The following is a 25,585-nucleotide window of genomic DNA, read 5'->3' as shown; positions in this document are numbered from 1 at the left end:
ACTTAAAAACACTAAAAAAATAAAAACAATAAAAATTAAGAAGTCACTATTTCATAACTTTCTTTATCTAACACAATTCACTCATAATTTGGGATTATGAAAACCATAACTGCCAATTTATCCCACTATTTATATTTGTCAAAGTCTGGCTATGATTTAAATGGAGATATATAAAATGCAAAATACGCGACGTATCGCAATTATTGGCGCAGGCATCGCAGGTCTAAGCATGGCTATTTTTGCCACACAACAAGGCTTTGATGTAGAGGTGTTTGAAAAAAGCAGTGAGATATCACAAATTGGCGCAGGCGTAACGCTATGGCCTAATGCCATGTTTGTGTTGGATAAAATGAAGTTAACTAAGGCCATCTCTGAAATTGGAGTGCAACCATGCGGTGTCCAGCAAATGAACCAGCAAGGGCAAGTACTCTCAAAATTAGATCTTTCACAACTCAGCCAAGAATGTGGCTATCCAAGCATCAGTATTTTACGCAAAGACTTAATGCTTTGCTTGTATGAGCAGGTCATGCAGCTCAATATCTTGTGTCACTTTAATTCGCCTGTTGATAGCCAAGATATAGGTAAGCTTTCTAGTCAGTTTGACCTTGTGGTCGGTGCCGATGGCAGAATGCACTCTCAAGTAAGAGCTGCAATTTTTCAAACACCCATTGAACCTATTTATCAAGGGTTTATCAACCTCATTGGCACCAGTCCGACCCCAGCCAGTGTCAAGAGCAACCCTATTCAGGAATTTCGTGAAAATGGCGTGCGCTTTGGCATTGTCCCAGCAACAGCAGGCTCATGTTATTGGGCTGCTGCTTGGGCCTGTGACATAAATAAAAATTACACAACACAACAGTGGTTCAAAGAAGCACAAAGTCAATTTAAACATTGGCCCAAGGCCATTAGCACAATACTGCATACGGCAAATATGCATAGTTGCAATCATATTTTTGTCCACGATCTAGAGCCGCTCCCTTACTGGCATCAAAACAACGTGGTGCTGATCGGTGACGCTGCCCATGCATCACTGCCAACTTCTGGCCAAGGAGCGAGCCAAGCACTCGAAGATGTGTGGCATTTAACCCACTTGCTCAATCAGCATGAAGCGATACCTGACGCACTAAATCACTTTTACCAAACGCGAATCAACAAAACCACGACAGCACAAACAATAGGTCGGCATTTGGCTAAGCAATTTTTCTCTGACATACCTCAGCAGCCGGTAAAAATGACCCCTGAAAAATTGCGTATGCTTTGGATGCAAGGTTTAACCGCTCCTAATCTACTTTCATAGCTCATTCATGAAACATCGCTTTTTAAACTTTCCATTATGGAAAGTTTTTACTTGCCAAGTTGGAAAGTGTAGACTAAGTTTTAGTTTCCATTGTGGAAAGTTAAGGAGAGCGAACAATGAAAGATACACAAAATAACATCACAGAAGTAGATAAAGATGCAGCGAAACAAGCGCTTGCAAGCATTCAATCCACGCAGCAAGAAACCATTGAACATAGCCGCCCGCCAATGTGGCTAAGCGCTATCACAGGTTTGAGCTATGGCGCGATTGTCGCAGGATATGGCCTAATGCGACACGAAAATCAATGGGCACTCATGATGATCGTCGGTGGGGCCATATTTGCGTTCTCTGTCGCAATTTACTTATACCGCTGTCATTTATTAGGGATCAAGCCTGCCATATTGCCCCGCTCCAATGCCAGTAAAAGACTCAATATTTATAGCGCACTATTTTTTGCAGTAATGGTTGTTGTAAGCCGCGAGCTTACGCTATTTACTGAGTTGAATTTTATTCCTTGGGTATGCGGCCTAATGTGTGGTGGTGTGCTTGTTTGGTTACAACGAATGTATCCGACAGGTGAAGTTGTAAGCATGGAGCGTCCAAATGAGTGATCTAGACCCCATTATCCACGCGCCAAACCGCTTACAGATCTGTGCGATGCTGGCCACCAGCGCAGAGCTCGACTTTAAACTGATTAAATTGCAGCTAGATGTCAGCGACTCCGTACTCTCAAAGCAGCTGAAAGTATTAGAAGAAGCCGAATATATAGTGACGTCAAAACGCAGTAACCAAGGCCGCCCCTGTACTTGGGTATCCCTCACAGAATATGGCAGAGCGGCATTTAACACTCATGTCGCGGCATTAAAAAAGATCATAGCCTAGTACTCATAAAAAGCGCTGAATAACTTTCAGCGCTTAATCATGCAAGTAGCTACTTATAAAGCCAGCCTTAATACTTAACTAAAGCGTGCCCAATCCCACCGGTGTAAACTTCCTGCTTGCAACCATAACCTGGACCAAATTGCTTTTTATTACCTTGAATTGCGGCAATATCCCAGTACCCCATACTATAACAATTTGCTAGCGCTTCTTCAGGGCTCGCCAAGACGCGCTTCGTCGTTACTCCGCCTTCATCACAAAGAGCATGACCAATACCGCCACTTTCAGCTTCTTGTTTACACCCATAAAGTGGACCATATTGCATTTTATTCCCTTGAATAGCCGCAATATCCCAAGCATTCATTTGGTAGCAAAAATTCACAGCTGCTTTTGGAGAAGCCAATGTACATTTCTCTATCGCAAATGCACTGGTGGCAGCAAATACAGACACTAATGAGACAATTTTTACAGCTGAACTGAGTTTTAACATGAAATTTCCTTAAAAGTTAATTTAAAAAACTTAGCAACTTAAGCTAAGAGGTTCAGGTGCGCATCCCTTGGGTAAAATACTACTCTTTTCTTGCTCTTCTACCATTACACTTGGTTACAAAAATTGGTGAATAAACACTAGTGAACACACCCCAATAAACGAAAATGATTATCAATTACAAAATCACATTTAACAACAATGTTTGCCCTGCTTGCCTACCGTTGCACTCGCACTTGATTCCATTTCTTAGAATGCAAAGCTCAGCCAAACCACATTATAAGTACCTATAAATTAATATTTTTATGAATTTAATTTTCTTCACAAATAGACCCGTGTCAAAAAAAGCCTAGCTGCTATGCTTAGTGTTCAGTAGTCAAATAGAGAGCCAACGTTTGATGTTGTTACGTTGTATTACTTGGATATTGTTGTTTGTTAGTCTCAATGCCCTCGCCGCATCATTCACCGAGGCTGAATTTGAAGAGATAAGAGCAGAAATACGCAGTGCATCTTCTCAATCCCCCTTAGAAGCGATATCGACCACCGAGTACTTTTTATTTAAGTTCGATAAACAGCTGAGTACCAGACAAAAAATTCGTTTGTTATATGGTAAGGCTTGGTTTCAAATTCAAACCGATGACATGCACAGTGCAATATCGACTTTGTCACAATGTAAAAAAATGAGTATTGAAGTCTCAGATCCCACCATTTTATACAGTTATTATAGCCTCACAGCAGGTGCATTAACTCGCATGGGGTTATATGAAAGAGCCCTTGAGAACTACCTGGAAAGCTACAAACTAGCGGCCTTAATGGACACTGAGCTATTTCTTCGACAAACCGAAAACAACATCGGTAATGTCTATTTAAAATTAAGCCGCTATGAAGATGCAAAGGCCTATTTTCAACGCTTTTATCAAGACGCCAAACAAAGAGAACTCGCTCAACAAATGGCTGTTGGTTTGAACAATCTCGGAGAAGCGCATTTTGGACTAGGCGAATATCAAACAGCATTGGCATTTCACAGGCAAAGCTTAAGCCTTAGAGAGCAAAACGAGTTCACTTACCATAGCTCTTGGTCCCACCATAACCTAGGCAAAACTTATATCGCGTTGGGTGAGCTGGAACTTGCAAAACAACACTTAGAACGCGCGACAAAAATACGCAAGAACAGCAATGCCATCGCTGATAGCATTGGGCCGCAAATAGACCTCATGAAGATTAAGCTTTCACAAAAAGCGTATCAAGACACAGAAACTCGCTTAAAAGAAATCATCAAATTAAGTGACGAACACACCAGACACAAAGAAAAGTCAGAAGCCTATCAGCTGCTCAAGATGTACTATCAACAAGTCAACGACTTACAAAGTGCACTCGACACATCCGCTTTGCTGATGCAAAGCAAGCTCAAGTTTTTACAAGGGCAGGCTGAAATAGGCGTTGCTTTTCATGCGGCCCAAATGAACTTGGCCATAAAGGAGCGTGATATTGCTAAGCTTACTCAAGAAAACGCGCTTCACCAGCTCAATACCCAAGCAGTTAAAACACAGTTAATTATCATGATCATCGCCATGGTGATAATTATATTACTCACTGGCTATTTTGTACGGCGAATAAAAACAAAAAACCTCATCTTAATTGAAACGCTAGACAATTTAAAAGCGACCCAAAAACAATTACTAGAAGCCGAAAAAATGGCAGCAATGACAACTTTAGTATCAGGCATGGCTCATCAACTTAATACACCGTTAGGGCTTGTTGTCACATCAGCCTCATGCCTTGAAGAAAAGCTAAAAGAAATACGTCAACTGCTGTTGGATCAAACGCTCAGTGCAACACAATTAAAAATCTTCTTAGAAGAAGCCTCCGAAATGTTGGCTTTGACCGCCAACAATTCAGGGCGCGCTGCTGACATGATCGCACGCTTTAAACAAATCGCCGCGAATTTAGATACCAGTGACGCTTCCAACTTTGAAGTACTTGGCTTCTTAACTCAAAGGTGCACTCTCATTTCACAAAGCATCGAATCTGATGTTGTTTTAACAGTTACTGGCGATGCCGTAGATATTCACTCTCATCCAGAGACTTTGATAAAGGTCATTTCTCAGCTAGTAAACAATTCTTGTGCGCATGGTTTTGCACAGCAATCATCTAAACACATTAATATTGAGGTCAAAAATGACGGTAATTATGTGCTGATTACCTATCAAGACAATGGCATAGGTATTTCTGAGGACGATCAAAAGCATATGTTTGACCCCTTTTATACAAGCCAACTCAGCGAGGGAAATTTAGGGTTGGGTCTGAATATCGCTTATAACTCAGTTGTCCATGTTTTAAATGGTGAGATCAGCTATGAGCATCAAGCGAATGGTGCAAGGTTTATAATTAAAATACCAAAAATGAAAGCTACTAACATGATATAAACCGCCCAAATACTTGGGCGGCGGCATAGAATGAGTAAGGTAATTACAAACCTCGAACGCGTTTAGCTTGCGCAGCTTTTGAGTGCTTTAGCAATACATCCATTAGCTCTCTTGTTAAAAACTCAGATACACCATTTCTTTTTGCGTTTTCAAGCGCTTGATCTAATACCCAATGCTCACGCTTACAGTCTTCGACAGGCTGATGAAAAATGGCCTTTAAATCGCCGACTTCTGATATCTTAGAAAAGCGTTCTGCAACCAAACTGATAAGTTGCTTATCTATATGATTAATGCCACTTCTCAATTCTGCCAGTGCATTTGCATAATCACCGTCATAGCCATGCTTGCTTGGTAGCTTAGTTTCATTTTCAAAATCAACAGTCATGTGTTTACCCTCCTTAGTATTAACAGGTAATTTTTTGCTTAATTTCCGGCGCAATTTTAGCCATACAATGTTCAGCTACAGCTGCAATTGTCCAAGCTGGCGTACAAGCACCTGTGCTACCTGGGATGAGTGAACCATCAACCACGTATAACCCAGGAATAACAGCGCCCTTAGCGTCTTTAAGTGCACCATAGTTATTACATGCTTTACCTAGCACACAGCCGCCTAATGGGTGCGGAGTCATGCCATAAGCCACATCAAAATGTTCGTTTTCAACATCTGAGTTTGCAACCAATGTACGCTGCGTATTGTTACTACAATGCAATGGACCGCGATACCCTTTAAAGCGGGTTAGTTTGCGCTGGTCGTCCTCACTCAAATTGGCAGTATTGGTTTCTTTCCATGCATTTAATGTCTTTAATGCTGTATTGATCGAATCACCCATCCCCCCTTCATACTTACCATCAATCTCTAGTGTCTGTGGATATGACAAGCCAAACGTACCATCACACTGTTTTACAAACTGCCCAGGGGCGGTATCTCGACAGACTCCCATCATGAGCGTATTTTGGATAGACACGGTTTCTTCATACCAAACTGGATAAACCACCATCTTGGTAAATGGTGACGCGTGATTTTTTTCCAGATAGGCTTTAGGCTGCTGCCCTTTACCACCAAATAAGAAATCACACTCAGCAGATCCCGGGCCACCATTAGCTGGCCGTACATCTTGATTGCAAAACTGTGTAGCAAATAAATCACCATTTTGTCCCCAGAATTTACCTACATAGTGGCTCAGTTCTGGTAGTCCAGTATTAGTGACATCTGTTAGACTCGGAGAGTTGGAGGACTCGAGCAGCAAACGTGCTGTGTGCATGGAACCCGCTGACATAATAACATTGTCAGCTTCATAAATAATTTGCTGTGGTGCATCCACATTGGCTTCGTTAATTTTATTTACCGCAACCCGATAAACAAACCCACCTTTATCGCCTTTAGCAATGCGATTGATGCTCGTTACTTCGCTCAAACATTCAATATCTAACTGATTGGTCTCTTTAGCTTGCGCGAGGTAATTTTGGTCTAGACTTTTTTTAATACCATAAAACGTTTTGCCACGACACGCGTCAACTTCATGGTAGCTATTCATGCCATACCACATCTCCCCAATCGTTGCAGAAGGTAACATGGAGCCAGATACTTCATTGGCAACCACAGACCAATCTAGTGCCAAGGTGCTAAATTTGGGCTCCACCGACGCGAGATCATATTTTTGTTTATCAGCCTGTAATTTTTGCGCCTGCTCTAAAAACACCCGAGTTGAGAGGTAATCCGGCGAAGCAGCAATAGAGATTGGATTGTCATTCGCATTTTCGCTTAGGCTCGCCATTTCAGTTTGAATGTTGCTTTGATCGATTTGCGCACTTGTTACTTGATTGAATTGCAAAGTTGCGTCGGTATCAGTTGCCTTATCAATCATGGTTGTTGGCTTCATTACTGATTCAACAACATCATACTGAGCTGCAATATCATCGTAGCTTAACAACTTGGTGCTTTGATTTTCTGGATCTCTAAATGCCAGATTGAACGCATCTTTTGAGGGCTTTTGGAAAATAGTATTATATACCTGTGATGTACCGCCCAAACCTGCGCCAACCCAAACCGTCATATTTTCCGCTTCAATGGTTTCAACTAACCCCGGATATTTTTTCACCGGTCGCTTGGCAAACTCACCATCGTTAAAGTTAAGCGGAATGTCATTTAAGCCAAGGGTGATATCCCCTACAGGCGTGCCAAATGGCTCTTCTGTTGCCATCCACGCCGCGCGTCCATCAGGTTGACGATAATTACAAAATGGCGGTAATGACTCTGCACCGTTTTGTGCCTGACCGTCTTTACCTGTTAAATTACCCCACCAATCTTTACCGCGCTCGAGCAAAATAACACGCTCATTGGTATTTTCTAATTGCTTACAAAGCCTCAGTGCAGCCACACTGCCACCAAATCCTGACCCTATAATTACGGTGTTAGCCCGGATCGGTGTATTAGATGAATTTGAATTACTCATGTGATTTTCCTTTTCATGGTTTAAGCGACATGGTCGCCAACAACGTTCGAATGACTAAAAAATGCAATGCTTTTTTTAATTGCAGTGGCTACCTGTTCAACTTCATCCTTATGACAAACCACTGCTACTCGCACGTATTGGCGCACCACATGCTTTACCTCATCACTCACTGCTAGGTAATGCCCAGGTAATACTTTTACGCCATAGTGCTGGTATAAATGCTGACAAAACTTTTCAGAATCGCATCCCACATCTAGCCAAATGTAAAAGCCACCTTGAGGAAGTTCATATGCAGAATATTCTCCAAGGTACTCAGTAAACACATCGAACTTCTCTTGATATATCGCGCGGTTTGTCACAACGTGCTGCTCATCAGCCCATGCGGCTTCAGAGCCTTTTAGTTGAATTGGAGACAAAGAAACGCCGTGGTAATTGCGATAACCTTGAATCAATTTGATGAGTTTTTTATCTCCCGCGACAAACCCCGACCTTAAACCTGGCAGCCCAGATCTTTTCGACAAGCTATGAATAGCAAGGCAGTTTTCAAAATTAACATTGCCAATATGCTTGCACGCTTCTAGCAATCCGACAGGCTTAAAAGGCTCAGAGTAGATCTCGCTATAACACTCATCTGCAACCAAAACGAATTGGTGCTTTTTCGCTAACGCTATCAAGCAAGTCCATTGCTGTATTGTCAGTACTTCACCGGTTGGATTATTAGGCGAGCAGACAAACATCAAATCAATATCCGCCCAGCTAGCGAAATTATCACTCCCATTTAACGTCAGCTGCGCTAGTTGTGCTTGGGTGATACAACAAATGTTTGCACCAACATTCTCAGCACTGGCCTGATAAATCGGATAACCCGGATCTGGCATCGCAACCGTAATCGGTAGCCCTTGCTGTAATTCACGATTAAACAAAGCAATGGGCATCATAAAAATCCCTTCCCGACTGCCCGCCAGCACCGTTATTTGTGATTGCGCATCGATTGAGCTTTCATCAAGCAAATACCTTTTGCACAACCAATCTCGGATCGTGTTTAACAACGCTTGTTGCAAGGACGCTTTTGGATAGCGCGCAAGCGCTTCAAATCCATCAGGGATATGAGACAAAATCTGCTGATTTAAAGGCACATTCGGCTCACCGACGCTCAAATCAATCACGTTTCGCGATGGACTAATTGCAGATAAAAGGCTCTCAAGCTTTGCTTGAGGATATAAACGCTCTGCAAAGTGCATGGCTTTTACTCCTTTTACATTACAATCTCTGTATGATTGCGTACCAACGACTCTACTTGATCCTTCACCCCGCTTAACAAAGGCTCTGGGCTGTTTACTACATCACACATTAGCTGAGCAATATGCGCGCTATCGTGTTCAGTGAAACCAAGTCGCGTAATTTCTGCGGTTCCCACACGCATAAAGCCATCACAGAAAATCCCATGCGCTTTAAGTTTGTCTCTGTGCTTAACGCCCGTCTCTTTGTCGAGTAAAGGTAAAACTTGATGACAGTATGTCGAGTTTTCAAAATCTGGGTTCGCCTCTCCTCTGAGGGTAAAGCCATTTTGTTTGAAGGTGCTTGCAAACGCGCGCGCATTTTTCACAATTTGACCGGCATACCTTTGCCAAGGCACTTCATCAAGCGTTAAGCCAAGTGCGGCAATTCTGGCAAGGTGCGGGTTGCAAATCATGGTTGGCCCATTAAGTGGTGTAAAGTTAGAAACTAATTCAATTTTTTTATGCAACAGCTCGGAGTTAGTCAGGACTAGTCCGCCTTGCGGACCGGGGAATGTTTTGTGTGTTGAACCAAATAAAATGTCAGCGCCTTCATTTAGCGGATCTTGATACTCACCACCGGCAATCAACCCTAAACTGTGAGAGCCGTCATAGGCAACAACGCCCCCATAACTGTGAACGACTTCGCTGAGCTCTCTAACTGGCATTGGCACCATAAAGATGGACGCACCCAAAATAACTAGCTTGGGCTGCTCTTTAATTAACAAATCAATACAAGCTTGTTTGTCTAATTGCCACTGTGCATCATCGAAGATCAGCGGCAATGACTGGCGATGAAATACTTCGTATTGAAATGGATATCCGCCACCGGGGAAAAACGGCGGGACACGCGCAACCTTGTCTCCTGGCTCAGTCAAAGCAAACACAACGGCCATTAAACTATTACTGCCTGAGGTGGGTGAAATATTGGCAAATTTGCTGGAAAAAACTGACTTGGTTTTCTCGATTGCAAGCTGAGTTATCTCTTGAGAGATATCTGTGCCTGCATAAAATGGCGCTGCATACCGCGATGCTAAGTCATTTGATAGTAATTTAGAGACCTGATCCGACAGTCGGTTTTCACTCACAATAAGATTAATCGCCTGTCGACGACATTGCTGATGTGCTTCAGCTAGCTCAATAATGGTGTTCATCCTCATTCCCATTTTGGTTGATTATTGAGCCAACATGTTAGACACATAAAATAAATAAATTAATTACAAAGTATTACACCGACACTCATAAAGTAGTAAAGCCATGAAAGTACTGAGAAAAGCCAATCTTCTAGGAAATGCTAATAACTAAGAACAAGATCGCTTTTAATGACGCTTGATATAGGGAGGTTGCGCTGCAAAAGGGTCAGAATGCGACAGTGCTAAAGGCACGTTTTAAAAAGCAGATTTAGACACAACTTCATTTTTCAATCATATCAATAGTCGCTAAAAAGTTGCGTCGATTTCGGCTTAAGGCTTTACTAAAAAGGACTTAATTCATGCTTTTATGTCTACGCTTTGGCTAAACGTTGAAGGGATAAAAGTTTGGCCATGCAGCCCTTTTACAATTGCCAACCTGTCTTTTAAAAACGCAACCTGACCAAAGTCACCGATATCCTGATTAAACTCAATAGACTGTTCAATTTGACCGATATAATTTGTTTTAACGTCTCCCATTTCGGTCTGACGTCCGTCAAGGTAAATACGCCCACCGGGCAGCACCATAGGAACGGGTAAGTCTGCTACGCCAGAACGGACTAATTCGTTATATTCATTAGGCGAGATATTGCGCATATCGATACGCTGCTCAGTTTTAATCACTTCATCACGACTAGCTACAGTACCTGCTTCTTGAGAGTTGGCTTTTATGGCTGATGTATTCTGAGCAGTGAAATGCTCATTAGCGGCATAACTTTGCCCCATTCCTTGGATATACATGTAATTCCTATTATGTTCTACTGAGTATATCTATTTGAAGCATAATTCAAGCCAATTATGATGTTTTTGCTTTACTCATCTGATGTAGATTTGGGCTGTAAAATTAATTACCGCTACTTTGGCAATATAACGTACTTATACTCGCTATTGCCCTAATATCTCTATCGCCAACTTCTCTTTTTTATTACTCCCCCAAAAGGCACAATCCGAAATTACTACTATATTGCGCCAGCTAAATATTGATATTAGATTTGTAACCAACTAGCTGACTCTGAAACATTTTTTTAATTTCCATTTAAGTGATTTCTGGCTAACTTTCGATGCTGTGATAAAAATAAGAAAAATTTAGTAGAAATTTTTTCATATCAAAAAACAAACAAACCGTTTACATAAAAGATAATCAATGCTCAAATCGAAAATTAAATTCAATGTAAAAGGAATATTTAATTATGAATAAATTTATTGGCCTTTGTTTGCTCCCTTTGCTTAGCAGCGGTGCAGTCCAAGCAGTCAGTGCAAATGCACAAAGCAACACACAATTTAATTTGGCAGAATTGGTATCGGAGTCATCTTCTCGGATCTATCCGTTTATTCCTGGATATCACCCTACTTATTGGAACACCGGAGGCAATCACCAGCGTTACAATAACTGCTACAATTACGCCGCTAACCGTATCTCTCCAACAAATGCCAAATCTCAACCTGGCTATGCTAAGGGCCACCGAGGGTTCAATTCTGACAATGGGGCGAGCTGTGCTGGTGTCATCGCAGGTGCCAAAGCAGATGGTTTTAGAGAGGTACCAAGTTCATTATGGAATTATAAAAAATCAAACTTTAGCAATAGCCTGACTTTGAGTGCACTCGTATTGGCACCACATTATGACTATCACTGGTATCGCCGAGATAGCAATCGTCGATGGTCACATAAACCAGGTTCAACAAATGCGACCAATTTAGACAACTCAAACAGAACGATTTATGATCCACAACGTGCCGATCGCGGTGTTTACACTCAGTTTTGTGGTTATTTTGAAAACTACTCGTCTGTTCCTGCTGATTTTGTTGGCCCGTACATAGAACAAAATAAAGGAAATATTTATGTCACCGGTACATTTCAATCAGCAAACTCAAATATTGAGACAGAGATAGCGGAACAAGACAGTACAACTTCAACGGTCACGTTACTCAAGTATTCTGGACGTGAAAACCCTTCTGTGCCATTAGAAAAGTTAAGTGATTATTTGCAATATCGCATATCTGAAGTTGCCAAATTACAAGACACTTCAATCCTTCGTAAAGAACTAGCGCAGCCTGGAGAAGACTTTGTGCCAAGTATACTGGGATATAAAGGCTTATTGATCAATGACACTAAAGGTGTGTACTTTAACCCCGGCGACCAAGTATTAATTAGTGAAGGAACGATTAAAGTACTAAGTTCAAATAAAAATGAACTTGCCACATCAACGTTATCTTCTAGCATAATTAAATCCTCTCTACTTGACTTATCCCTAGAGAAAGATTTAGTTAATTTCATTGAGACTGCTAAATAAATGCTTAAGGCTTGGTTGGGGTGTGCTCCTCCAAGCCTCTTATTTGAAATGGAAGAACCTATACAACCAAATAACGCGCAGTCAAATTCAATACATATAAGATTAAAATAGCAAACAAGGAGAGTAAAAATGACACGTAAATTGTTATCTATTATTGCTGGCTCAATGCTTGGACTAGCCAGTTATGCAGCTCAAGCCGCTACAGTAAGCGCTTGGGGCGGTGCTGAGCATCTAAATTATGATACTGCCAGAGGCAGTGCCATACTCAACTTAAAGCGTCGCTACCCAAACGTTCGTAATGTACGTATCGCGCAATGCTTTAGAGTAACATACCCACCTGCTTACAAAGTAGGTGTAGTCACTTGTCAGGCTGTTGGCGAAGTATAGCTTGTTAAAGTTTAAGTATTAGGGGTGAGGAAATTCCCCTAATACTCACAACACTTTACTTTTCCTTACTCATTTAAAACCTTACACCAATATGTGGTTTCATTTTTTACCTAGTTAGCGTATCTATCAAACACGGTGAACATTAATCAACAGCAAAGCAACCAATGCCAATACACAACTATAGCTTTTGCTTATCCAGGCTAGCAATATATTTTAATGAAGGATTAGTTAACGAGCTTGATATTTAACTTTTTAAGTTGAAAAAGAATTTTGAACGTCCTCTGAAAACTATTAATATTTGAGTTAACATTTATAGACACTACGTTTATGTCATCTATTGTATTTTACGCTCAACCAATAAAGCAGCTGATGATAGGTACGCATAACATTTATTTATAAAGTAATTAGTAAGCAGATACGCAATTTCTTCCCTTATCTTTAGAGTCATATAATGCCGTATCTGCTTGGTCAAACAACTCGGTTAAACTTTGACCTGGGCTGTTCAATTGAGTAACTCCAAAGCTTGCAGTGCAATTGATACAAATACCACCATAACAAATCTGTTCTACTTCTATTTTTTTACGTATTAAATTCAACTTATCGATTGCCGAAGCTATATCTGTGCCTTGTAATATAATGGCAAATTCCTCACCTCCATATCGTCCAATGATATCGCTTTCTCGTGTAGTTTCTGCTAATAGTTTTGCCACTATCTTCAACGCAGCATCTCCATGGCTATGACCATAATTATCATTTACTTTTTTAAAGTGATCTATGTCCATTAGTGCAACACAAAATGGTAACTCATGTCGCTTAACGGCAGATAGTGCCTTAGCACCCTCGATAAGAAGCTTTTTTCGATTGGCAATGCCAGTCAAACCATCTGTCATCGCCATCTTTTTCAGCCTGTTTTCAAACTTATAGCGATCATTATCAAATGTAACTGCAATTAAAATTAACACAAACATAGCGAGTAATTCATACAGTATTTGTAAAACGCCTTTATGTGCACTCTGCAAAGTTATTATCGGAGCAACAGGCTGGTGGTATTCAATAAAAAAGTAGCAACTACAGCAAAGAACAGACAAGAGTATTTTTGTGCTTCTCCGGCTCCCTTCAAGTAACAACCATGGCATGGGTAAGAGGGTCAAAAATGTGTTTTGAATGCCAACCTCATTTCCAATAACCCAGTAAGCCTGAATAAAAATAAAACTTATAACGCTGACAAATAGTACTAACCCTGCGAAGTAGTGATGTTTGTAAAATTGTAAAGTCAGCGCCAAGCAACAAGCGACTAAAAACAGCATATTCATTAAAACGGCTGTCATGGATGTATAGAAGAAGATAAACAAACAGGCATCAAACACAACGATGGTACAAGACAAGAGCGCGAAAATATTACACACTCGGATCTTATGCGCATAAACATCGTCATTGTCGCAACCAGTATTGATTACATTGTTAAATAGGAGGTTAAAACGTTCGATCATATGACAAACTTGCCGAGCAACACATTTTGAGTATAGAGCATTGTAGTGAGCTTTCCTTCCTATCCTTTTATTAATGCTACACGCATTACACTCGCGTTTTCTGCCCCGCTCCCTCTTAATAGCCACTTTAATGTGGCGGCTATGTACAACAGTCAGTATGTGGGCAACTCTACAACTAGGATAACAACATGTTTTATCGCTTGCTCCACAAAGGTTTCAACCGAGTGTTACAACTTGCTTGCTCTAAAGCTGAACGGTATATATTGCGGCTAAGGTCTCGTAGTTCGTAGATCCGAAGGGAAAATGCCCAATATTGGGAGAAAGGTCACCCGAGAAACTGCACCATAATATTAATGCAACAAATTGAAAGCAATGGAAGGAAAAGTCAGGTTATCACGAGCACTCTCTGGCTGAAATGGGCGTTTATCGCTTTAAAAAGCTTACAGATAACAAATTAACAAGCCGTACCTTCAACGGCCAACACACAGAAGTAATGATTAAAACCAAGGTGATCAACAGCGCCGTTCTAAACCACTAGATAAAAACATAAAGTTTAAAAACCACCTTATAACGCACTTAAAACAGCAAACCATAGATTAATTAAAAATCATTGTTATACCACCATCACAAAAAAGCATTTGTTAAAACCTAAAAAACCAATTAAACCCCAACCCTTCTCACCAACGAAAAAAACCTTAAAAAAATATTAAAAAACAATAAACCAATTAATATTTTAATATTTAATATTTATAGTTGAAAAAAAGAAATATTATGATAGTGTAAACCCAACGCAAAAAACGTTAACACAATGATATTTAATTAAGGATAAAGACATGAATATCTCATTAAAGAAAAAAAAGCTAAAGAATTTAAACAATAATGCTTCTATAAACCAAGCTCAAACACCTTATGTTGGAGGCGGTTCGTCTTATGTTAGTGCAAACGGCTATGGATGTAGTGGCACTGACCGTCCTCCATATCGCCCGTTACCTCCACACTAATAAGATATCAGCCCTATTAGGCATTAATAGGGCTTTATTAAAATAAATAAGAAGATGAAAAAACAAAAAAATTTTAATAAAACTTAAATATAATAAAACCCACAAACACAAAACCATCATTTATTAATAAAGACCCCATTTCATTACAATTTTACGCTAACAAAAAGACCTATGAAATTAAAGTTATTAAACACTTTTAAAAAAACACCTTGGTACTTATCTTTATTTCTCGCACACTAATTTGACAACGTTCTAATCGTAATAATTTTACCTTACTCATCTCGTTCAAATACTACAATACCCTCGTTGTATTCCATTATGGCCTTGCGTCCTAAATAGTTTAAATTTTAACCTTTTGCGTAAAACATAATGCAACTCAAGCCACCATGACAAAGAAAATTAAGAACTGCTCTGCCTATAACCGAGCGTTGATACAGCGTGGCAATATTGCTATTTGGCTCAGCGACGACGCTATTCAATAATGGTAAACCACAGAAAAACAAGGTGATCGTAGTCGTTCAAATAAATACACTGACTTTGCAATTGAAACTTGCCTGACACTTCGATCTGCCTTTAATTTGCCACTTCGAGCACTCCAAGAGTTCGTTAATTCACTCCTCAATTTAATGGATGCACCTATTCATTTATTTGTTTACAACTGTTTGTGCAAGCGAGAAAAGACAATAGATGTTCAGTATAGAACCAAGCCAACCACACACGGATTTATTGATATTGTTGTCGATAGCACCGGCCTAAAAGTTTATGGTAATGGCGAATGGCATACCCGAAAACACCGAGCCAGCACGCGTCGACCTTGGCGTAAATTGCATTTATCGATAGATGCAGCCAGTCATGACATTGTCAATGCAAAGCTATCAATGGTGAATATGTCGGACGGTGAAGCGTTAGGTGATTTACTACGGCCACTAAGCAGAAATATTGACAGAGTAACCTGTGATGGTGCTTATGATACGCGTGATTGCTATGATGAAGTTGCTGCTAAACTCCGAGCCCCCAAGGGAAAATGCCCAATATTGGAAGAAAGGTCACCCGAGAAACTGCACCATAATATTAATGCATCAAATTGGTTTAAAGCAATGGAAGGAAAAGTCAGGTTATCACGAGCGTTCGCTGGCTGAAACAGGCGTTTATCGTTTTAAACAGCTTACGGGTGACAAATTAACAAGCCGCACCTTCAACAGCCAACACACAGAAGTAATGATTAAAGCCAAGGTGATCAACACGATGAACAGGCTAGGTATGCCTGAATATTGGTAAAAATAATAAGGCCTCAGTAAGGCCTATTTGATCAACAAGGCCTATGCATTGTGAAACCTTAAATAGATACATATTAACCACTTACCTTGCCGGAGATACGTTTAGTTCTTACCTTCCTATAAACAGCTACGTAATAACATATTGATATTACAATTGACCAAGCTACTGCCTGCCCAAAACTTGAAGAGTAAAACAACAAAGAAGCAAAATTCACTATAGAAAAAACAACTGGATTTATAGATATTAGGCCTTTATAACCACATAAAAAAACCAGAAAGCTGTAAAAAAATAAAAAAGTATTAAAGTTAAAAAATAACGTTCCTCTCTTACCTTCCTGTCTTTTCTGTGTTCATCTTCCATCTTCCTTAATAAATTAACTTCGTACTCTGTGGCGTAGCCCTTATCCATTATGCTTTGGTACTTTTCATAGTAGGAATTTTCTGAGTTGATGTACTCAATAGTATACCGGTTAGCATAATCAATATAAAAAGCTAAAGATACAAAGATGATCGTACCTTGTAAAAAGCACCATAAAAAAAAGTTTTTATTAATAACCACTACAACCTAACATTTTCATATTCAGTCCATTACAAAAAACTAGACAACTGGAAATATCATCCATGGAAAAAACAGGAGCCATTACCTATATATCTAAAATAGGGGGTGTACATTCACTCATAGAATAAGCCTTATACTATTTAAGTTTTTAGCACAGCTCTCTAAACCCGCCAACTAAAAACCATGCAGAAGTCATCCATGTATGTCTTATTTCATCATACAACGTAACTCGTTTTACATATTAGATTAATTTCTTTTAATGACACGATTTCCTGTTTATTTTGACCGCTGAACGGATCTGTGGTTACACAAGCCACTATCAGCTGGGCCAACATGAGTCATGCCTTCAATATCTTAAGCTTTAAGATGTGTTTCTGATTTAGAGTGTTGTCGTAGAACCGCGAGCAATAATAGAACAACCGAACTGAACTTTCTTCAGCGGTTAAAGTAAAAAAACACTATGATGCAAACCATGGACTAGACGTTCACTCGCTTTTAGAACAAATTGAATTATAACGTACTGGAGCCACCTGACTTGCAGGTGGCCTTCCCCTGTTATGTAGTGACACTTACCTATTGGTTAAAGGCCTGACAAGTAAACATATGGATGCGCTTTAAGTTCGGTTAGCAGCGCTTCCTCAACCACCGTATAACTGGCATGCATGCTTACACGTTGCGTTAAGTTGTCTAACCCGACAATGCTATTAAGTAAGTTCTTTTTAAAACTGATACTCATTACTCGACTATTGACAGGTATTGTGAAACTCGTCGCTGGCACTTCATTAGCTGCAAATACGCGCACTCGCTCGGGAATATCAATCGACGAAATATTCGTTCTGTTGATAAATAACTCAGCCAGATTACTTAACGACGATAAGTCTAACTCTGTCAACTCAGTATCTGATAAATTCAGAGTATACAAATCTCCCCCATTGAAGTTAATACTCTTCAAAGGATTGTTAGATACATCTAACTTATCACCGAAACCATTATACTTTGGCAAGTCTAGGTGCTCAAAAGCATTATGGGATAAATTAAGACTCAAACTAATTTCCCCTTCAGCAGTAAAATTAGACAACTGATTGTTGGCTAAGCTTAAACTCCGATTGATAGCGTTATGAAATAAATGAAATACAGTTAACTGATTACCAGATAAGTCAACACTCTCAAATTTTCCAGACAATTGAGCAGAAGTCAGCTTATTGTTAGCTAAATCCAAATCCTGAATCTCTGAACCGGAAGAAATTGAAATCGATTCCAATAAATTGTTTTTTGCACTCAAGGAATACGGGCTCCCCAATACGGTGAGCTGGCTGAGCTGATTATTATCAAAATCCAAACTTCCCGTGAAGCCTGCTGGCACCACTAAATTTTCTATTTTGTTGCCCCTGAAAGAAAAATCGGTGAAGCCTATTTCTTGGTTATCCGGCAATAAAATGCTGCTGACGGTACCCGTCTCAGCATAAACACCGATATCACCCGTATGCTCCGAAAAATCTAAAAACAACAGGTTGTTTCTTCTGATGTTAAGGTTGTTCAACTTTGGCATCATACCAACATGTAGCTCAGTTAAAGGCGTATCAGTTATAGACACCTCCTGTACATTAGAGCTAGATGAAAACAGCATACTTTGTAGCTGTGAGTGATCAGCAGTGAACCGTTGCAGTCTCACCGCCGGAGAAATATCAATCTCTTGCAATTGTGAATTGGATAAATCAAGCAAGAGTAGACTGCTATACCCTGTCAGGTCTAACGTTTCAATCGGCGTCTTTTGTAAATCCATATTTTTGAGTAAATGTTCAGGCGTCACACCAGAAATTGATTGAAGGGAAGAGCCCTCTGCATTGAGTGTTTGCAACCTTTTGTTATTTGACAAATCCAAGGTTGTAACACCCGTCATTCCAATAGATAAATAGTCTAGATTCTGCAAACCAGATAGATCTACTTCCGTGATATCTGAGTCAAATATACTCAGTAACTTTAATTCAGGTGTATCTGGCAGAGTAAGGTGCCCCTGAGGTAAACGGGCTAACTGCAAACTTTTCAGATTAATTAAACTGGATAAATCTAAATTCAAATTATCTGGTCCACCATAAAATGGACCCATGTCAACAATAAGCCCAGTCAAATTGGTCAGCTGACCAATCCTTTTACTTCCTTCCTCATTCAGCGCAATCCCTCTCAACGCAATACTTGTCAGTGAGGTCAGTTTTTCAATACCTTCCAGACTTGTCGGAGCCTCGGAATTGAGGCAAGCAAGCTGGTGATCATACTCAATATATTCATTGCGGCCTCTGTCAATACAGGCTTTTAAAACAGGGTCTGAGATACCCAGTCTGTCTGCGTTTGATTCAGGCAACGGCGAAGCTGTCATCTTGACCATACACGACTTTTTCACAGGCTCGGACTGAAAATCAACGACAAAATCATTCATCCAATCTAGACGTATACCACACCCAGAAAAGGCAGAGGCATAAAGCCGCTGTTGATTATTCCGGCGTAGCTTAATTTCAAGATGCTCACCATATTTAAGGCGACTGGATATAAGGTTGTGTGTTGCTTCTAGCGCCTCAGGAATATCCAGAGAGACCTCGACAAAAGGCACTTGAAATAGCAGCTCTATCTGGTTTTCTACATCACATTGTCCGTCAACGATTGGGCATAATACCAGCGCATCAACATTAACCTCCTGAACTTTGTATCGGAAGCCATCTGCATTTGGGGATTTCCAGAATTCTCCTTTTTCGTAATACACCGTAAAAGCAGATTGTTCATCAATAATCAGATTGGCGAAATAGGGTTGCTCAAGTTGTTCAAACTGCCAGATACGTGTAGTGCCATTGAACTTTTCATAGAACTTGGTTGAATTAAAATAAGCAGGTAACTCAAGATCAACGGCAAACGCTGGCTCAATCTCCACGACACTCAGTGCATCTGATGTACCAGAGCCAGACAGAACACGAATATAAGCGCGCTGCCCATCCAGCGCTATTACTTCATATTGCGCTATAATACGAGTCTCACACTCAGGCTGGGCACGACCACACAGATGGTCGTATTCTCCGCTCTGTGTGTTAAAGCCTGTGGTCACAGTGAGTACATTGTTTTCCATGATCGCTGATGCAGCACCATTAAACCTGCCAGAGCGATATTCACCACCGGCAAATAAATAAAAACCATCTATGTTCTGGTCATCGACATTGAACCATGCACCTTTGAGCTGTTCGACCCCCAATGATTGATGACCCGTGCGGATCATGGCCCAAGTACCAAACATCTGCCAAGGCGCATGATCACTATGATCGGTTTCATGAGCAATCAGCGTAAACAGGCTATCTTCTTTTCTCAACACGGAGAACGCTGCTAGCATACCTGTTTCATCGGTTAGCTCAAATCTATTTTCAGCAGTCACCTGCCAGTTAACTTGTCGGTTGAACACAGCTCCATCATCTGTTGATTGTAATCTGCCCGTGCCATCCTCATTTAAAGAAAGCTGATATGAAGTCAAAGACTGGTCAAAATTCAAATACCAGTCACCAACCAGTTCATCCACAGCAACTTCAACTGGCGGCTGTGAAGCGGCGAGCTCAACTTTAGTGCAAATCAGTCCATGTCCGTTTGATCCTGGCTCAATATCAGCGCTATCGACACTGCCGTTCCAGCACCCAGACATCGCACTTGATGTACTGCTGTACCAGAGTGCAAATTTTGATGCGTAATAATTGTAACCGTTGACTCGCGTCCGAATAATGTCATCAAAAATAAAGTCATAGACATTGGCATTGCGCTTTTGCACAGTAAAACTGGTGCTACCATCCAGACCGTAGAATGTACCGTGCCCATCAGCATCAATTGTATAATACCAGCTGTCAGTCAAACCGGCTGGCGTGGCATCGACCAGGAGCATATTCTGTGTATGCGCAGTCCTATCAATAAACTCCACTTCAATCACACACGATGAGGTCAGGCTATCGACCCAATATCGCCTGTACGTACCAGTATCAACTAAATATCCACCACATCCACTGATGTTAGCGAGAATAGCTCCTTCAGCCTCATCAATTTCAATGTAGAAACTATCACCATAAAAGAGTTGTTCCTGAGAAAACGTCAGTTGACCACGGCCCGTTTGGGAAATCGTGACTTCCAGCTCAGGCTTGGCAAAGCTAAACTCGTGTTGCTCCCCTTGCCCACACGACGCGCCTTCAGAAAAATGACACATAACAATGCTGTGCTCTGACTCATCAGTTATTTCAAGGTATGAAACGTCGTTTGATCCAATTTGCTCTAACCTTAAGCGGGGGCCTTCCATACTTGCTTTGTAACGCTCACCCTTGAAGACAATTGAATCAAAACATAAACGAATTGGTGAAGGATTGGTCGGGCAGTAGAGCTCACTTCGCAAATACAGCACACTCCCTTGCGTTAAAGAATATAAGTGTGTCCCAGCATCAAACAAGCGCTCAAGTTTATCCGTATTAAAAAATGATTGCGTGAATTGACCTAGTGGCCAGGTTTTGTCCGACAGTTTAAAAAATTGGATTCCACTTTGCAGATCAGCAAAATTTTGCTTTTCATCGACGTTTACCACTGCAATCGTATTACCGACCTGTGCCAGCAATTCATAACTGTATACGCCACTAATGTCACAGTTCACTAGCGCTACATTACAAAATTCGACACGTCTTCCGTTCAACTGGTAGCGATAACGTTTGAGCATGCCATCTTCAATGTCGCCTTGAATACCGCGATGCCACCTGAAATTAAAATTATTGTTCTCATCTATCGAGAAGGCTGAATGAGATGTTTTACTACTTACTTTGCGCCATGTTTTCTGATAATCAATATCCTTGAAGGTGATCGGCTGGCGTTTAACAAAAGTACCTTGGCGGTACGTCTGTGCACCAACAGTTCCGAATTCCATCAAAGTCTGAAAACCAAAATCAAATGGTCTAATAAACTTAAGACTAAAGTTCCAAAATTGGCTGGTGAGCCTGACTTGACCGTCTTCAATGTGCCAACTGCCTACCCAAGCAAACTGACCAATATCAAACTTAAGAACACCACCAGCCTTAAAAGTCAGCTCAACATAATCCTGTTTGGATACCCGGGAGAAGGACAACCCCCAAGTTCCCAATAATTCGGATTCTGTAATGCCAGCCAAATCAGCCGTACCAAAAAGTTGGGCGGCTGTAGAATAAGTATCAGCGGGATGCTCAGCCATCGCCTGTGTATCTGATAGATAAAATTCCACCATCACAGCCAGTGACTTATGTCTGTGATCGTACATGTTCATTGTAAAAAATGAAGTGAGAAACCCTGAGACATGTTCAAACTGATTACTCTTTAAGAATATTTCACTGTCAAGCTGAACCGAGATTGTCTGACTCGTTTGCGTCCAATTAAACGTCTCTTGTTTATCAGCCGTGGTTAATACTCCAGTCCCGTCTGGACTAAAAGACAGTTTATAATCAAGGCCATCTACATACTGTGTTTCAACCAAGTAATAGCTGCCATTTGGCGTAAATGCCACTGCTTCAACCAAAGTATCATCACTGGTAATTTCCTGCTCCAACTGTTTTATCAGGTTGGGCTGAGTTTCAGCGATACTGGCGACCAGTTCATCGACCAGTTCTGGGTCATTAGCAAGCTCGAGCGTAGAGTTGACAGTATCAGGAAGTGTTACACCATGATCAATGACAGCTTTTATGACCGCGGCTAGCATCAGTTGCTCCTGAGAAGAAATACGCGCTCTGACTTGGTTGAGCTCACTGTCATTGCTAAAGCTTTGCTTATCTCTGCCCAACAAAACATATTCAGCAGTCGTCACATTTGTAACATTCACATCAAATAACTCGTCAGCAGTGACGACTTCATCTATACCCGCAGCTTCTTTGATGGCTGCAACAGACTGTAGCTGTGAAACAAGCGAAACCTGGCTTTGCTGATCCACCCCTTGTGCAGATAGCTTTGCTAACACACCGCTATGAGCTTCATCCACTTCAACATCCAGCGTGTAATCACCGTTTTCATCAGCCCGAGTCTCAAACGTTGAATCAGCAATCTCCATACTTACTTTTGCCAATGCAATCGGTGAGTCGGTCACTTTACCAGCAACAGTAAATGCCACTTTGACGTTTTCAACGGTCACCATTGTTGAGGTACTCGCGCTCGCACCTTGGTTATCCGTAGCCGTATAAGTGAATGTAATATTTTGTGGGCTCTGAATATCCGAACTGACAACCGTCAGCGTATTACTAGTTTGACCCTCTATGGTCAGAGCCAAAGAAGAGTCATGAGACCAAGCATGGCTCACGACTTCGCCATCTAAATCAATTGCAGACGCAATCACCGTAAATGGCTGCCTTTCCATTGCGTCCTGAACGGCATTAATGGAAACCTCAGGAGCGGTATTCGCGCGGGCTATCAAATTAACTGAATGCTCAACCGTTGTTGTTGCGCCCTGATTGTCATATACCGTCACAGTAAAAGTAACAACTTGATCCACCATAATATTGTCAAATGATACCGACAGTGACTCAGTCGTTTCGCCTATGATAGTCACTCCAGCCTCAGCATTATGAGACCAGGAATATGAAACGACTTCGCCATCTGAGTCGTTAGCGGTCGCAACCAACACACTTGTCGTGCCCTCAACTACCTCGTGCTCACCAGTGATTTTTACCTCTGGTGCAAGATTATCAAACGCTTCAAGCATCACTTGGTGCGTTTGTTCATTAGTGCGGCCATCGCTCAGCGTTACTCGAGCCGTAAAATTGACAACCTGACTCTCTGAGATATCTGGTATAGCTACACTCAATGTCCCCGAATCATTCTCCGTCAGCATCAGTGGCAAAGACGAATCATGTGACCACAATATCTGAGCCGCACTGTCTACCAATATGTCACTGGAGAGCGACAACTGTAATGTACTCTGTTCTTGTATGGAATCCTTACCATCGATATTGAGATGCCAAGTTATGGGGTCTGGCACGAGGATCTCTACAGTCTTTGAAGCGATCGCTTGCTCGCCCTGATCGTCTGTCACTGTGACATTCACATCAAACGTAAAGCTTTGCTCAATCTCCTTACTCACCAGAGTAAAGGAAGGGCTATTAAAGTCATCAGAAGAAACTGGTAAGGCCGGATCAAAGCTCCACTGATAACTCTCAATTCTGCCGTCACTGTCAGATGCATTGGCTATCAAAGTAATTGGAACTAATTGCTCAGCTTGTGTGCTGCCTTCAATACTGACTTTAGGAGCCTCATTAGCCTCTGTGGGCGCACCACCGCCAGAGTTTGCGACACTATTTGTGCCATCCGAGCCGCCTGACCCGCCACAGGCATTCAGCCCAAATAACAACATACTCAAAAATAGCGCCTTTGGCACCACGCTATCACCAAACAATCGTTTTAGCATCCTTTATCCTTTATCCTTTATCCTTTAATCCAATCATATTACTAATCAAATCACACTAAGCTGAACAAAAGCCCATAAATTGGGTACAAATCATACAGCAACCACAAAGAATTTAAAGTGATTACTTAAGCGGGCTGAAAAGATTTGCAAAATAAAAAACCAATATTAAGTAACTATTCATTTATTTAATCTAACTAAAATCCATATAGATGAGGCTAAATCAAGGTATTTTATGCATATTGAAGTGACATACAAACTCGCCCTATTATTCTCTGTAATTCATAAAGTTAGGCTATATTTTTTATGGATTTGTTTAGCAACTTTCGTCAATCAAGACCGTGAACTGAGTAACACAAAGTATTTTCCCCCGCTCTCCCTATTAGTAATTGAGCTTTTTTATTATATTGGTAATAACATCGATCAGAATGCCCACCCCTGCTCCAACAAAGAATGCCGACCCCCTCCAATTCATTATCAACCAATGCCCTTTGACGTTATAACCCCAAATTAGAACAGGTCATCCTCATCACTTAATTGGATAGTAGAGTTGACGATATCAGTGATATCAACACGCCCGATAAAACAGTTTATTATTCGCAGTTGAAGGCCATAAAAAGAGAGCATGTTGCTCGATTTAGAATAATACGTGAGGTAGGTTTACGAATTGAAAAGTAACTCAGATGTTTACTAGCAATAAATTATAAGTAAGCAATATAAATAAAATAGCATATTTAAACAGCCCATTTTGCCATTCTATTTTTTATACAGAATTTACACTATAACCATTTTATCTAGATGAAAAAGCCCAGTATCACTGGGCCTTGCCTTTTAATTAAATCGACACGCAGCATATGCAGGGTGCGTCCAGCAAATTTCTACACTTTCCCGGTATTGGCCCGCTCCACCGATTTGAAGCGTAAGTGCATTATTTAACGCATTATTTTTTAGAGATTTCACTGATTTTTTATTAAGTTTGAGTTTCATATTGATCCCTCATCTAGCTTTTATGGATGCCATCACGGCTGGCAATAAATGTACTCAATTATACAAAACCACAACATTGCTCAAAATTCAATCAAAATTGATTGGTATTCGCTTTTAGGAAATATGAAAAGAGAAATAAAGGCAGCGATAGCTGCCTTTGAGGTATA

17 protein-coding genes are annotated in these 25,585 nt (G+C 40.8%); 8 read left to right on the top strand and 9 right to left on the bottom strand.

Going from position 1 to position 25,585, the window contains the following annotated elements; genetic code table 11:
- Positions 1-175: 175 nt before the first annotated feature.
- From L1077_RS20465 to L1077_RS20455, 3 genes are all read left to right on the top strand, one after another.
- Positions 176-1,297: an FAD-dependent oxidoreductase gene (locus tag L1077_RS20465; protein ID WP_237138758.1), complete on the top strand. Its 1,122-nt coding sequence runs from the start codon at positions 176-178 to the stop codon at positions 1,295-1,297.
- A gap of 116 nt (positions 1,298-1,413) precedes the next feature.
- Complete coding sequence (locus L1077_RS20460) at positions 1,414-1,908, top strand: hypothetical protein (RefSeq protein WP_237138757.1); 495 nt, start codon at positions 1,414-1,416, stop codon at positions 1,906-1,908.
- Entirely contained in the window at positions 1,901-2,179 is a 279-nt protein-coding gene (locus L1077_RS20455; RefSeq protein WP_237138756.1) for a transcriptional regulator, read from the top strand. The genes L1077_RS20460 and L1077_RS20455 overlap by 8 nt, the downstream gene beginning before the upstream one ends.
- 67 nt (positions 2,180-2,246) lie before the next feature.
- On the opposite strand, the gene L1077_RS20450 is transcribed toward L1077_RS20455, so the two are convergent.
- Positions 2,247-2,666: a hypothetical protein gene (locus tag L1077_RS20450; protein ID WP_237138755.1), complete on the bottom strand. Its 420-nt coding sequence runs from the start codon at positions 2,664-2,666 to the stop codon at positions 2,247-2,249.
- 395 nt (positions 2,667-3,061) lie between these two features.
- Between L1077_RS20450 and L1077_RS20445 the strand changes: the two genes are divergently transcribed.
- The gene (locus tag L1077_RS20445; RefSeq protein ID WP_237138760.1) at positions 3,062-5,089 is read left to right on the top strand and encodes a tetratricopeptide repeat-containing sensor histidine kinase; all 2,028 of its coding nucleotides are present in this window, start codon (positions 3,062-3,064) and stop codon (positions 5,087-5,089) included.
- A 43-nt stretch (positions 5,090-5,132) separates the two neighbouring features.
- Here the strand turns inward: L1077_RS20445 and L1077_RS20440 are convergent, their stop codons facing one another.
- The 5 genes from L1077_RS20440 to L1077_RS20420 all read right to left on the bottom strand — a co-directional run bounded on the left by L1077_RS20440 (position 5,133) and on the right by L1077_RS20420 (position 10,750).
- Entirely contained in the window at positions 5,133-5,474 is a 342-nt protein-coding gene (locus tag L1077_RS20440; protein ID WP_237138754.1) for a chorismate mutase, read from the bottom strand.
- A 19-nt stretch (positions 5,475-5,493) separates the two neighbouring features.
- On the bottom strand, positions 5,494-7,542 hold the full coding sequence (locus L1077_RS20435) for a GMC oxidoreductase (RefSeq protein WP_237138753.1): 2,049 nt from the start codon (positions 7,540-7,542) through the stop codon (positions 5,494-5,496).
- A gap of 20 nt (positions 7,543-7,562) precedes the next feature.
- Positions 7,563-8,783, bottom strand: coding sequence for an aminotransferase class I/II-fold pyridoxal phosphate-dependent enzyme (locus tag L1077_RS20430; RefSeq protein WP_237138752.1), 1,221 nt, complete (start codon positions 8,781-8,783; stop codon positions 7,563-7,565).
- A gap of 14 nt (positions 8,784-8,797) precedes the next feature.
- Positions 8,798-9,973, bottom strand: coding sequence for a hypothetical protein (locus L1077_RS20425; RefSeq protein ID WP_237138751.1), 1,176 nt, complete (start codon positions 9,971-9,973; stop codon positions 8,798-8,800).
- Between the two features lie 336 nt (positions 9,974-10,309).
- A complete protein-coding gene (locus tag L1077_RS20420) occupies positions 10,310-10,750 on the bottom strand; it encodes a hypothetical protein (protein ID WP_237138750.1) in 441 nt (146 codons plus the stop codon).
- A gap of 449 nt (positions 10,751-11,199) precedes the next feature.
- Here L1077_RS20420 and L1077_RS20415 point away from each other — a divergent pair, with 449 nt between their 5' ends.
- Positions 11,200-12,300 carry a hypothetical protein gene (locus tag L1077_RS20415; protein ID WP_237138749.1) on the top strand — a complete coding sequence of 367 codons (1,101 nt, stop codon included), beginning with the start codon at positions 11,200-11,202 and terminating at the stop codon, positions 12,298-12,300.
- 129 nt (positions 12,301-12,429) lie between these two features.
- Positions 12,430-12,687, top strand: a complete 258-nt coding sequence (locus L1077_RS20410; protein WP_237138748.1) for a hypothetical protein — start codon at positions 12,430-12,432, stop codon at positions 12,685-12,687.
- Positions 12,688-13,091: 404 nt separating this feature from the next.
- Here the strand turns inward: L1077_RS20410 and L1077_RS20405 are convergent, their stop codons facing one another.
- Positions 13,092-14,000: a GGDEF domain-containing protein gene (locus L1077_RS20405; RefSeq protein ID WP_237138747.1), complete on the bottom strand. Its 909-nt coding sequence runs from the start codon at positions 13,998-14,000 to the stop codon at positions 13,092-13,094.
- Positions 14,001-15,010: 1,010 nt separating this feature from the next.
- Here L1077_RS20405 and L1077_RS20400 point away from each other — a divergent pair.
- Together L1077_RS20400 and L1077_RS20395 are read left to right on the top strand one after the other, a co-directional pair.
- The gene (locus L1077_RS20400; RefSeq protein WP_237138746.1) at positions 15,011-15,178 is read left to right on the top strand and encodes a hypothetical protein; all 168 of its coding nucleotides are present in this window, start codon (positions 15,011-15,013) and stop codon (positions 15,176-15,178) included.
- A 542-nt stretch (positions 15,179-15,720) separates the two neighbouring features.
- Positions 15,721-16,317 carry an IS5 family transposase gene (locus L1077_RS20395; protein ID WP_440589555.1) on the top strand — a complete coding sequence of 199 codons (597 nt, stop codon included), beginning with the start codon at positions 15,721-15,723 and terminating at the stop codon, positions 16,315-16,317.
- A 1,277-nt stretch (positions 16,318-17,594) separates the two neighbouring features.
- On the opposite strand, the gene L1077_RS20390 is transcribed toward L1077_RS20395, so the two are convergent.
- Positions 17,595-24,434, bottom strand: coding sequence for a PKD domain-containing protein (locus tag L1077_RS20390; RefSeq protein WP_237138745.1), 6,840 nt, complete (start codon positions 24,432-24,434; stop codon positions 17,595-17,597).
- 828 nt (positions 24,435-25,262) lie between these two features.
- Positions 25,263-25,418, bottom strand: coding sequence for a hypothetical protein (locus L1077_RS20385; protein ID WP_237138744.1), 156 nt, complete (start codon positions 25,416-25,418; stop codon positions 25,263-25,265).
- Positions 25,419-25,585: the final 167 nt, after the last annotated feature.

The sequence above is a fragment of the Pseudoalteromonas luteoviolacea genome, assembly GCF_021654285.1.
In the GTDB taxonomy this organism is placed as follows: domain Bacteria; phylum Pseudomonadota; class Gammaproteobacteria; order Enterobacterales; family Alteromonadaceae; genus Pseudoalteromonas; species Pseudoalteromonas luteoviolacea_J.
The sequence above is the reverse complement of the archived record's forward strand: the minus strand, read 5'-3'. Positions and strand labels throughout refer to the sequence as shown.

Coding starts and splice junctions, on each gene's coding strand:
- L1077_RS20465 (WP_237138758.1), top strand. CDS start 176: ATGCAAAATACGCGACGTATCGCAATTATTGGCGCAGGCATCGCAGGT.
- L1077_RS20460 (WP_237138757.1), top strand. CDS start 1,414: ATGAAAGATACACAAAATAACATCACAGAAGTAGATAAAGATGCAGCG.
- L1077_RS20455 (WP_237138756.1), top strand. CDS start 1,901: ATGAGTGATCTAGACCCCATTATCCACGCGCCAAACCGCTTACAGATC.
- L1077_RS20450 (WP_237138755.1), bottom strand. CDS start 2,666: ATGTTAAAACTCAGTTCAGCTGTAAAAATTGTCTCATTAGTGTCTGTA.
- L1077_RS20445 (WP_237138760.1), top strand. CDS start 3,062: ATGTTGTTACGTTGTATTACTTGGATATTGTTGTTTGTTAGTCTCAAT.
- L1077_RS20440 (WP_237138754.1), bottom strand. CDS start 5,474: ATGACTGTTGATTTTGAAAATGAAACTAAGCTACCAAGCAAGCATGGC.
- L1077_RS20435 (WP_237138753.1), bottom strand. CDS start 7,542: ATGAGTAATTCAAATTCATCTAATACACCGATCCGGGCTAACACCGTA.
- L1077_RS20430 (WP_237138752.1), bottom strand. CDS start 8,783: ATGCACTTTGCAGAGCGTTTATATCCTCAAGCAAAGCTTGAGAGCCTT.
- L1077_RS20425 (WP_237138751.1), bottom strand. CDS start 9,973: ATGAACACCATTATTGAGCTAGCTGAAGCACATCAGCAATGTCGTCGA.
- L1077_RS20420 (WP_237138750.1), bottom strand. CDS start 10,750: ATGTATATCCAAGGAATGGGGCAAAGTTATGCCGCTAATGAGCATTTC.
- L1077_RS20415 (WP_237138749.1), top strand. CDS start 11,200: ATGAATAAATTTATTGGCCTTTGTTTGCTCCCTTTGCTTAGCAGCGGT.
- L1077_RS20410 (WP_237138748.1), top strand. CDS start 12,430: ATGACACGTAAATTGTTATCTATTATTGCTGGCTCAATGCTTGGACTA.
- L1077_RS20405 (WP_237138747.1), bottom strand. CDS start 14,000: ATGAATATGCTGTTTTTAGTCGCTTGTTGCTTGGCGCTGACTTTACAA.
- L1077_RS20400 (WP_237138746.1), top strand. CDS start 15,011: ATGAATATCTCATTAAAGAAAAAAAAGCTAAAGAATTTAAACAATAAT.
- L1077_RS20390 (WP_237138745.1), bottom strand. CDS start 24,434: ATGCTAAAACGATTGTTTGGTGATAGCGTGGTGCCAAAGGCGCTATTT.
- L1077_RS20385 (WP_237138744.1), bottom strand. CDS start 25,418: ATGAAACTCAAACTTAATAAAAAATCAGTGAAATCTCTAAAAAATAAT.